The organism is Streptomyces albipurpureus (assembly GCF_023701525.1).
Lineage (GTDB): Bacteria > Actinomycetota > Actinomycetes > Streptomycetales > Streptomycetaceae > Streptomyces > Streptomyces albipurpureus.
Map to the genome: position 1 here is coordinate 123,867 of NZ_JAMQAW010000002.1, position 8,629 is coordinate 132,495.

Annotated in this window: 9 protein-coding genes; 4 read left to right on the top strand and 5 right to left on the bottom strand. The window is 69.8% G+C overall.

Annotated elements, in window-relative coordinates; translation table 11 throughout:
* Nucleotides 1-32: 32 nt before the first annotated feature.
* On the bottom strand, nucleotides 33-782 hold the full coding sequence (locus NBG84_RS01750) for a methyltransferase domain-containing protein (RefSeq protein WP_250917408.1): 750 nt from the start codon (nucleotides 780-782) through the stop codon (nucleotides 33-35).
* Nucleotides 783-825: 43 nt separating this feature from the next.
* Here NBG84_RS01750 and NBG84_RS01755 point away from each other — a divergent pair, with 43 nt between their 5' ends.
* Nucleotides 826-1,335 carry a MerR family transcriptional regulator gene (locus tag NBG84_RS01755; protein ID WP_250917719.1) on the top strand — a complete coding sequence of 170 codons (510 nt, stop codon included), beginning with the start codon at nucleotides 826-828 and terminating at the stop codon, nucleotides 1,333-1,335.
* Here the strand turns inward: NBG84_RS01755 and msrB are convergent.
* From msrB to NBG84_RS01775, 4 genes are all read right to left on the bottom strand, one after another.
* Nucleotides 1,298-1,702, bottom strand: coding sequence for a peptide-methionine (R)-S-oxide reductase MsrB (gene msrB, locus NBG84_RS01760; protein ID WP_250917409.1), 405 nt, complete (start codon nucleotides 1,700-1,702; stop codon nucleotides 1,298-1,300). The two genes, NBG84_RS01755 and msrB, sit on opposite strands and share 38 nt — an antisense overlap.
* 13 nt (nucleotides 1,703-1,715) lie before the next feature.
* Nucleotides 1,716-3,128, bottom strand: coding sequence for a UDP-N-acetylmuramate--L-alanine ligase (gene murC, locus NBG84_RS01765; protein ID WP_250917410.1), 1,413 nt, complete (start codon nucleotides 3,126-3,128; stop codon nucleotides 1,716-1,718).
* Between the two features lie 346 nt (nucleotides 3,129-3,474).
* Nucleotides 3,475-3,945 (bottom strand): indole-3-glycerol phosphate synthase, encoded by a 471-nt coding sequence (locus NBG84_RS01770; protein ID WP_250917411.1) that lies wholly within the window; start codon nucleotides 3,943-3,945, stop codon nucleotides 3,475-3,477.
* Nucleotides 3,946-4,050: 105 nt separating this feature from the next.
* Complete coding sequence (locus NBG84_RS01775; RefSeq protein ID WP_250917412.1) at nucleotides 4,051-4,824, bottom strand: pyrimidine reductase family protein; 774 nt, start codon at nucleotides 4,822-4,824, stop codon at nucleotides 4,051-4,053.
* Between the two features lie 36 nt (nucleotides 4,825-4,860).
* Here NBG84_RS01775 and zapE point away from each other — a divergent pair, with 36 nt between their 5' ends.
* From zapE to NBG84_RS01790, 3 genes are all read left to right on the top strand, one after another.
* Nucleotides 4,861-5,940, top strand: coding sequence for a cell division protein ZapE (gene zapE, locus NBG84_RS01780; protein ID WP_250917413.1), 1,080 nt, complete (start codon nucleotides 4,861-4,863; stop codon nucleotides 5,938-5,940).
* Nucleotides 5,941-5,996: 56 nt separating this feature from the next.
* On the top strand, nucleotides 5,997-6,422 hold the full coding sequence (locus NBG84_RS01785) for an OsmC family protein (protein WP_250917414.1): 426 nt from the start codon (nucleotides 5,997-5,999) through the stop codon (nucleotides 6,420-6,422).
* Between the two features lie 135 nt (nucleotides 6,423-6,557).
* Entirely contained in the window at nucleotides 6,558-7,925 is a 1,368-nt protein-coding gene (locus NBG84_RS01790; RefSeq protein WP_250917415.1) for an alkaline phosphatase PhoX, read from the top strand.
* The last annotated feature ends 704 nt before the right edge of the window (nucleotides 7,926-8,629 follow it).

Here is an 8,629-nt window from a genome sequence, read left to right on the forward strand (position 1 = left end):
GTACCGGGCCCGATCACGCCGCCACGGGCCGGTCAGGAGCCGCGCAGTCTGCCCGCCGCCATGAACAGCGGCACGGCGATGAGGAAGCGGTCGGCCGCCGCCCTCGCCCGCTGGTCCGAAATCCACTCATCGGCCTCTTCCTGCCGCACCGCGCCCGCATCACACGCCGTCTGGGCCAGTCCGGCGGCCAGCGGCAGCATCTCCGCCTCCGTGAAGACCGCCGTGTGCACCTCCACCGTCACCTCGGAGAAACCCGCGTCCAGCAGGAGGTTGCGGTAGGACCGCGCGGCCTGGGGGCTGGGAACCATATCGGCGCGTGCCTGGACCAGGGTGCGGGTCAGTGCGGTGTCCCCGGTGGCGATGGCCAGCAGGTCCCAGTCCTGGCCGGTCAGCACGGTTCGGCCACCGGGAGCCAGTACCCGGCGGGCTTCGGCCAGCGCACCGGCGGGATCGTCCAGGGCGTGCAGGAGCTTGTCGGCGCGGTAGGCGTCGAGGCTGCCATCGGCGAAGGGCAGTGCGGCGGCGTTGGCCACCTGGAACTCACAGGAAGGATGGCGCAGTCTGGCCGCGGCGATCATCCGTTCGTCCTGGTCCACGCCGATCGCGAGCACTCCGCGCCGCACCAGTTCGGCGACCGCGAGTCCTCCCCCGCACCCCACGTCCACGGCGCGGGCGCCCGGGCCGCAGCCCAGTAACTCGTAGGAGCGTTGCCGTAGCTGGGCGGCCCCGGGTGCCTGGTCGGCCGTGTCAAGCAGGGCCAGAAGGCGCTGATTGTTGTCCATAGCCGACAGACTGCGCCTTAATGTCGACGTGAAGTCAACCGAGGTGCTGTATCACGCCACGGGCGAGGGCTCTGGCGCACAACGACTGACCACCGGGGCCACGGCCGAGCGCTTTGGGCTCGCCACCCATGTACTGCGGCACTGGGAGTCGGTCGGCCTGCTCAGTCCCGGTCGCGACGGCGGCAATCGCCGCCGGTACGGGCCGGGCGATCTCCTCAGGGTCTCGATGATCCGGCGGGCGAAACAGGCCGGGCTCAGCCTGGACGCGATCCGGGCGCTGTGCGGCGCGCACGACCCGGTGGCGCGTCGGGCGGTCCTGGCGGAGGAGGCGCAGGGCACTGCGCTCCAGGATCGAATCGGCGCGGGCGCCGCTGGCGCTGATCGACTGTGCGCTGGACTGCGACCAGGACGAGATCACCGGGTGCCCCCACTTCCAGCGGGCGACCGCCTCACACGAGATAGACGGCGCCCTGCCGAGGGGCGGGGCTCAGCCTCCCGCCCCTCCAGGCGCGCCGTCACTCGTCCGGTGTCAGCCGCAGCGAGATGCTGTTGATGCAGTACCGCTGGTCGGTCGGGGTGGGATAGCCCTCCCCCTCGAACACATGTCCGAGATGTGATCCGCACTGCGCACAGCGCACCTCGGTGCGGACCATCCCGTGGGAACGGTCCTGGATCAGCTCGACCGCGTCGGTGTCCTTGGGGTCGTAGAACGACGGCCAACCGCAGTGGGAGTCGAACTTGGTGTCCGAGCGGAACAGCTCGGCCCCACACGCCCGACAGGAGTAGACCCCCGCCGTCTTGGTGTCCGTGTACTCACCGACGAAGGCCGGCTCGGTACCGGCTCGGCGCAGCACCTGGAACTCGGCGGGGCTGAGCTCCACCTGCCACTGCTCATCGGGCTTCTCGATGTCGTACGCCATGAAAGCAGCTCCCTCAGTTCGCCGGCCCCGAGTCGGTAAGGTGCGCCAGGATCTCGGGACCGAGGTCCGTGACGTCCCCGGCGCCCATGGTGAGAACGAGATCACCCGGCTTGACCATTCCCGCCACCGTCTCGGGCACCGCGGACTTGTCGTGGACCGCGGTGACCGCCGCGCTCGCGGCAAGGGCGGCGTTGATGATCAGTTCACTGGTGACGCCGGGGATCGGGTCCTCACGCGCCGGGTAGATGTCCAGGACGATCGAGGCGTCGGCCAGCGCGAGGGCCTGCCCCATCTCGGTACCCAGTTCCTGGGTGCGGGAGAAGAGATGCGGCTGGAAGACGACCAGCAGCCGGGTGCCTTCGGCCACGGCCGAGCGCATGGCCTCCAGGTCGGCGGACATCTCGGTGGGGTGGTGGGCGTAGGAGTCGATGACCTGGACGCCCGCGGCCTCGCCCTTGAGCTGGAGCCGGCGCTTGACCCCGGTGTAGCTGCCGATGGCGGAGGCGAGATTGTGGGCCGGGATGCCGAGGGCGATCCCCGCGGCGAGGGCCGCGACCGCGTTGAGGGCGTAGTGGCGACCGGGGACGGAGACGGTGAAGGTCAGGAAACGACCGCCCGACAGCACCGTGACCTCGCTGGTGAGGCCACGCGGGGTGATCTTGTGGACCCGTACGTCCGCGGTCTCGGACTCACCGTAGGTGACGATGTTCAGCTGGGACCGGCCGCGGACGCGAGCGGTCAGTTCGATGGCGCCCGGCTGGTCGGCCGAGACCACCAGGGTCCCACCCGGGGAGATCTTGCCGATGAAGGTCTCGAACGACTCGTAGATCTCCTCCATCGAGGCGTAGTTCGCGTGGTGGTCCAGCTCCACGTTGAGGACGATCGCGACCTCGGGGTCGTACTTCTGGAAACTGCGGTCGCTTTCGTCGGCCTCGGCGACGAAGATCTCACCGTCGCCGTGGTCGGCGTTGGTTCCCGGGCCCTCAAGGTCGCCGCCGATGGCGTACGACGGGGAGAGACCGAGGGTGGAGAGGGCGACGGCCAGCATGGAGGTGGTGGTGGTCTTGCCGTGGGTGCCAGCGACCGCGATGGAGCGCAGGCCGGTCATCACGGAGGCCAGGGCGTCCGAGCGATGGACGACCGGGAGATCGAGCTCGGCGGCGCGCACCAGTTCGGGGTTGTCCGCACGGATGGCGCTGGAGACGACGACACAGCTGGCGTCGTCGGCGAGGTGCCCGGCAGCGTGCCCGATGTGGACGGTCGCACCGAGGGCGCGTAGCGCATCGGCCGTGGGTGAGTCCTTGGCGTCGCTGCCGGCGACCTTGGCGCCTCGCTGGGCGAGGATCTTGGCGATGCCCGACATGCCGGCGCCGCCGATGCCGATGAAGTGCGGGCGCTCCAGAGTGCCAGGGACGGCGGGTGCCATGCGTGTGTCTCCCCACGGTGTACGGATGGTGCTGACCTCGCCGCGGACGCGCTGCTGAGGGCGTCTGCGAGCGGGCCCAGCCTATGCGCTGGCGGCGGTGGGGACGGCGCACGCATCGCTCCACCGGGGAGCACGGGGTGAGCGGGCGCGGCCCCGAGTGTCCTGCGGGCTTCCCGGCCCGGGCGGCCGCTCCGGGGGCGCAACCGCGCCGCCGGGTTCTGCGTACCGCCCGAGTCCGCCGGCAGGGGCCGGGGCTTTGGGCGCGACCGCAGGCGTCCGACGGCGAAGGGGCCCGGGCGGACCCCGGCGGCGCCGGTCGGCTCCCCTGGGCATACCCGGCGGCGCTCTACTCGCTGTGCGCGAAGAGCTTGAGCACCGGTACGCCGACCTTGTGACGTGCTCTGGAGGCCCAGTCCCGGTGGAAGAACTCCTCCACATAGTGCGGAGCGGTCAGGACGATCACCTCGTCGGCGCCCTTGTCGTCCACGACGGCCTTGAGCCGGTCCAGCGGATGATCCTCGACGACCTGCCCCATGGCCTGGCAACCCGCTTCCCGCAGAGCGGCCAGCGAGTGCTCAAGCGCCAGCTCGGCCGGCGCCTTGGCCTCCTGCCCCTCTGGTTCATCGCCTTCATGAATGGCCTGGTCAAGCTCGCCGAACGCCACATCGTCGATGGCGCGGAGCAGGACGTCCGCCTGATCGCCACGGGGCTGCATCAGCACAAAGAAGGAGACCCCTTCCCTCCCATGCAGGGTAGTGACGAAATCCACGTCTTCTGAGGTCAGGGGCTTCTCGATCATCAGTACGCTTGTGAACACGTCGGAACCCCTTCTGCGGAAACCATCCTTCCCCGTGCCCGCACGGGGTCATGGGAGTAAGTCTGCCCAGCAGAAGCTAACCGGAACGGTAAATTCCGCTGATTGTCAGATGCGACGGTAGCGGGTGAAAAGGAACCCCGCCTCCTCCAGCACCGCGGTGAGGGCGAACTGCTCCGGCACGGCGACCCCCGGCCCGCCCGCGATCCGCTGGGCATCGCCCGCGGTCATCGTCGGCGACACCGTCAGACAGAGCTCATCGAGGGTTCCGGACGCCACGAACTGCCCCAGCAGCCTCGGCCCCCCTTCGGTGAGGAGCCGGGTGAGCCCTCGCCCGGCCAGCGCCGCCGCGGCCTTCGCGGGCTCCACTCCGGGCCCCTCTCCGGCGATCACCACATCCACCCCCGCGTCCCGGGCCATCGCGACCCGCTCGGCGGGGGCCGCGGCGCCGGTGAGTACCAGCGTGGGCACCAGCGGCTCGGTGAACAGCGGCAGCGAGAAGTCGAGCCGGAGCGAGGCACTGACCACGGCGATCACCGGCGCGGGGCCCTGCCCGGCGGCGGCCCGGCGCTCAGCGAAGGCCTCCCGCGCCCTGGCAGGTCGGTACCCCTCCAGGCGTACCGTTTCTGCACCGACGACGACGGCATCGGCCAGACCCCGCAGGGCGCCGAAGATCCGCATGTCGGCCGTGCAGGACAGGGGCTGGGAGCGGCCGTCGTGGTGGGCCGCCCCATCCAGCGACGACACCATGTTGGCCCGTAGCCACGGAGTGCCGGAATCGCTGATTCCGTCGGGGTACGCATAGGCGTCCGCCAACTCGTCCAGAGACCATTCACGGTCGGGTTCCAGTGTCTGATCGGTCACAGAGAGCAGGCGTCGCATAGGGGCAGTCTGGCATGGCGCTTACAGTTGGACCTTGTGTCGAACCGTGCTACCAGCGCAATATCCGAACCGGTACCGATCTCGCTGTGTGCCCGCGAGCCGTACGTCCCCGCCGACCGACTGGTCGCGGAGATGGTGCCGCCACCCCGCTTCGACTCGGTACGGTTCGACACCTACGTACCCGACCCCCACCAGCCCAGCCAGAGCGCGGCGGTCACCGCTCTCAGCGCCTTCGCCGGCAGCCTGGGGGGCGCCCATGCCAGTGGATCGGGTCGCCGCCGCTGGTTCGCCCGCAAGTCCATAGCCCCGGCCGCCCCGCGGGGTGTCTATCTGGACGGTGGCTACGGAGTCGGCAAGACCCATCTGCTGGCGTCCCTCTGGCACGCGACTCCGGCCGAGACCTCGCTGAAAGCTTTCGGCACCTTTGTGGAGCTGACCAATCTGGTCGGCGCACTCGGCTTCCAGCAGACCGTGCGGACCCTGAGCGGACACCGGCTGCTGTGCATCGACGAGTTCGAACTGGATGATCCCGGTGACACCGTGCTGGTCTCGTCCCTGCTCCGCAAGCTGGTCGAGGCGGGTGTGGCCCTGGCAGCCACCTCCAACACCCTGCCCGGCAAGCTCGGCGAGGGCCGATTCGCCGCGGTGGACTTCCTACGGGAGATCCAGGGCCTCTCCGCCCACTTCCAGCCCCTGCGGATCGACGGCGAGGACTACCGGCACCGGGGTCTGCCCGAGGCGCCGCTGCCGTACTCCGACGAAGTGGTCGCCAAGAGCGCGTACGCCACCTACGGCGCCTCCCTCGATGACTTTCCCCATCTGCTCGACCACCTGGCGAAGGTGCACCCCAGCCGGTACGGCGCACTGATCGACGGGGTGGAGACCGTCTGCGTCACCGATGTGGGACCGGTGCCCGATCAGTCGACCGCGCTACGTCTCGTGGTACTCGCCGACCGTCTGTACGACCGCGAGGTGCCGGTGCTCGCCTCCGGGCTCCCCTTCGACCAGCTGTTCAGCGAAGAGATGCTCAACGGCGGCTACCGCAAGAAGTATTTCCGGGCCATCTCACGGCTGACAGCGCTAGCCCGTGACGCAAAGGGTCTGGCGGGGCGCTAGGTTCGGGGATGTAACCCTGCTCCACCCAGCTTTTCCGTCAGAAGGGAACCATCAGCATGGCCACCACGCGCACGGCGCACACGGTCTGGGAAGGCGAGCTCCTCAAGGGCTCGGGCACCGTCACCTTCGACTCTTCCGGCATCGGATCGCAGCCGGTCTCCTGGCCGTCCCGCGCCGAGCAGGCCAACGGCAAGACCAGCCCCGAGGAACTGATCGCGGCCGCCCACTCCAGCTGCTTCTCGATGGCGCTCTCGCACGGTCTCACCGGTGCCGGCAACCCGCCGACCCGGCTGGAGACCAAGGCCGATGTCACCTTCCAGCCGGGCGAGGGCATCACCGGTATCCATCTCACCGTGCGCGGCGAGGTGCCCGGTCTGGACGCCGACGCCTTCGCCTCCGCGGCCGAGGACGCCAAGAAGAACTGCCCGGTGAGCCAGGCACTCACGGGCACGACGATCACGCTCACGGCCGAACTGGCATAACCGGCCACACGGAAGTGACATCAGTCGCATCACGCGACACTTGAGGCGTTGTGGCCCGCACTGTTCACGTGGACTCATGGTGCGTGGTACACCGGTGCGGGTCACATCTCCTGTCCCCCAGCAGGGAGGCGCCTCATGTCAGTGACACGACGTCAAGTCCTCGCCCGCACCGGTGTAGTGGGTTCTCAGATCGCCTTCGTCGGTGCGCTGTCCGAACTCTTCGCGGGTACCGCCCGGGCCCGCGTCCACAGCGGTGAACACGGCTACGGGCCACTGGTCCCCGACCCCGCCGGACTGCTCGATCTACCCCAGGGATTTCGCTACCGGGTCCTCTCCCGAGAGGGCGAACCCCTGCGCTCGGGAGAGGGAACGCTCCCCGGCAACCACGACGGCATGGGGGCGTTCCGGGCCCGCGGCGGTCGGACCCTCCTCGTCCGCAACCATGAGAACAAGCACTCCGCACGGCTCGGCGTTCCCACGGTCCCCGAGCTCACCTATGACCCCCTGGCCAAGGGCGGCTGTACGGCCCTGGAACTCGACAGGCACGGTGAAGTGCTCTCCGAACGGGTCGCGATCGCCGGGACGGCAGTCAACTGCGCCGGTGGCCAGACTCCTTGGGGAACATGGCTGACCTGCGAGGAGAACGAAGACCGGGCCGGGACCAACGGCTACACCAAGGACCACGGCTTTGTCTTCGAGGTCGATGGCGCCGACCCCCACCGCACCGGCGCGGTACCGCTCACGGCCCTGGGTCGCTTCCAGCACGAGGCCATCGCCCTGGACCCGCGTACCGGAATCGTGTACGAGACCGAGGACGCCTTCGACCGACCCTTCGGCCTCTTCTACCGCTTTCTGCCCGTAAGCCCGCTGGGCGGACTCGGTTCCCTCCAAGCGGGCGGGCGGTTGGAGGCGATGCGGGTACCCGGGGTGCCCGATCTATCGTCGATCGATGAGCCGGGCGCCTCCTTCGACCGCGTCGAATGGGTGCCCGTACCCGACAGTCAGGCCCGCCAGACCCCCATCCGCCTCCAGGACTTCGGCACCCGGGGCATCACCCATGCCCAGAAGCTGGAGGGCTGCTACTGGGGCGGACGCTCCGTCTACTTCGTGTCCAGCTTTGCGCGGAGCGCGGAGGGCTCAGCCCGGGACCACTACGGCCAGGTGTGGAAGTACGAGCCGCACCGCCGCAGGCTCACCCTGGTCATCGTCTTCGGCCCGGACACCGATATCCAACTGCCCGGCGAGTCCCCCGACAACATCTGCCTCGCTCCGAGCGGTGGGCTGATGGTCTGCGAGGACGGCGACGGCGGACAGCATGTGTACGGGCTCACCCGGCATGGCAGGGTGTACGCGCTGGCCCGCAACCGGCAGACCATCGGCACTCCACAGGAGCCGGAGTGGGGTGAGTTCGCCGGGGTGGCGTTCGCGCCGGACGGACGGACGATGTACGTCAACGTGTACCGGCCGGGAACGACCTTCGCGATCACCGGCCCCTGGCGCTGAGGGCCCTCCGGTGATCCCCGGCTGAGCAGCCCGCCCCCAGGCGGGCCTCGCTGTCCGCCACGACCCCTCGGGGCGGACAGCGAGGGACTCTCCCGTTCACCCCTCGAACGGTGGCCCGAGGGGTGAACGGGATATCGGGGCTGCGCCAGCGTTCCAGCCAACCGCGGATGCGTGCGTCGGCGTCCGGCAGCCGTCACCAACCGCTGTCGGTACCCAACATCCGTGGCCTACGCGGCCAGCTCTCCACCGTGGGCGCGTCACACTGGGCGAAGGACGGTTTCCCCTGCCGAGTTGCCCTGAGAGATGGCAGGGGAACGGCGCACTTCGCGATCGGTCAACGCGCCACGGTCGGCCCCTGCGAAGGGGCGAACCAGCGGGCGGGGTCGGCGTCCTGCCCGAGGCCGGAGAGCTGACTCGTCGGATGGGCCGCGGTGCGTGTGTCCACTTCGCCCGGGTCGGTGCGCATCCTGCCCTCGGCGGGAAGGGGAACGAACCCTCCCGGTCGGGTGGGTCATGCGAGCCCCCTACCGGCCCCGGGCCAGACCGCCTGCCCATGGTGTGGAGGGGCGCCCGGAGAGGGCGGTGGCACCGGTCGCCACCACGGCATGTGACCGCGATCCGCCCGGCGCCCAACGAGGTCAGAAGTAGCGCACGGCATCCGGCTCCACGACGCCGCCCGTGCCTTCCCCGCCACCGTCAGCGCC

Bases quoted from the DNA above. Each gene is read 5' to 3' on its own strand.
- NBG84_RS01775 (WP_250917412.1), bottom strand. From the start codon at position 4,824: ATGCGACGCCTGCTCTCTGTGACCGATCAGACACTGGAACCCGACCGT.
- NBG84_RS01785 (WP_250917414.1), top strand. From the start codon at position 5,997: ATGGCCACCACGCGCACGGCGCACACGGTCTGGGAAGGCGAGCTCCTC.
- NBG84_RS01790 (WP_250917415.1), top strand. From the start codon at position 6,558: ATGTCAGTGACACGACGTCAAGTCCTCGCCCGCACCGGTGTAGTGGGT.
- NBG84_RS01750 (WP_250917408.1), bottom strand. From the start codon at position 782: ATGGACAACAATCAGCGCCTTCTGGCCCTGCTTGACACGGCCGACCAG.
- msrB (WP_250917409.1), bottom strand. From the start codon at position 1,702: ATGGCGTACGACATCGAGAAGCCCGATGAGCAGTGGCAGGTGGAGCTC.
- murC (WP_250917410.1), bottom strand. From the start codon at position 3,128: ATGGCACCCGCCGTCCCTGGCACTCTGGAGCGCCCGCACTTCATCGGC.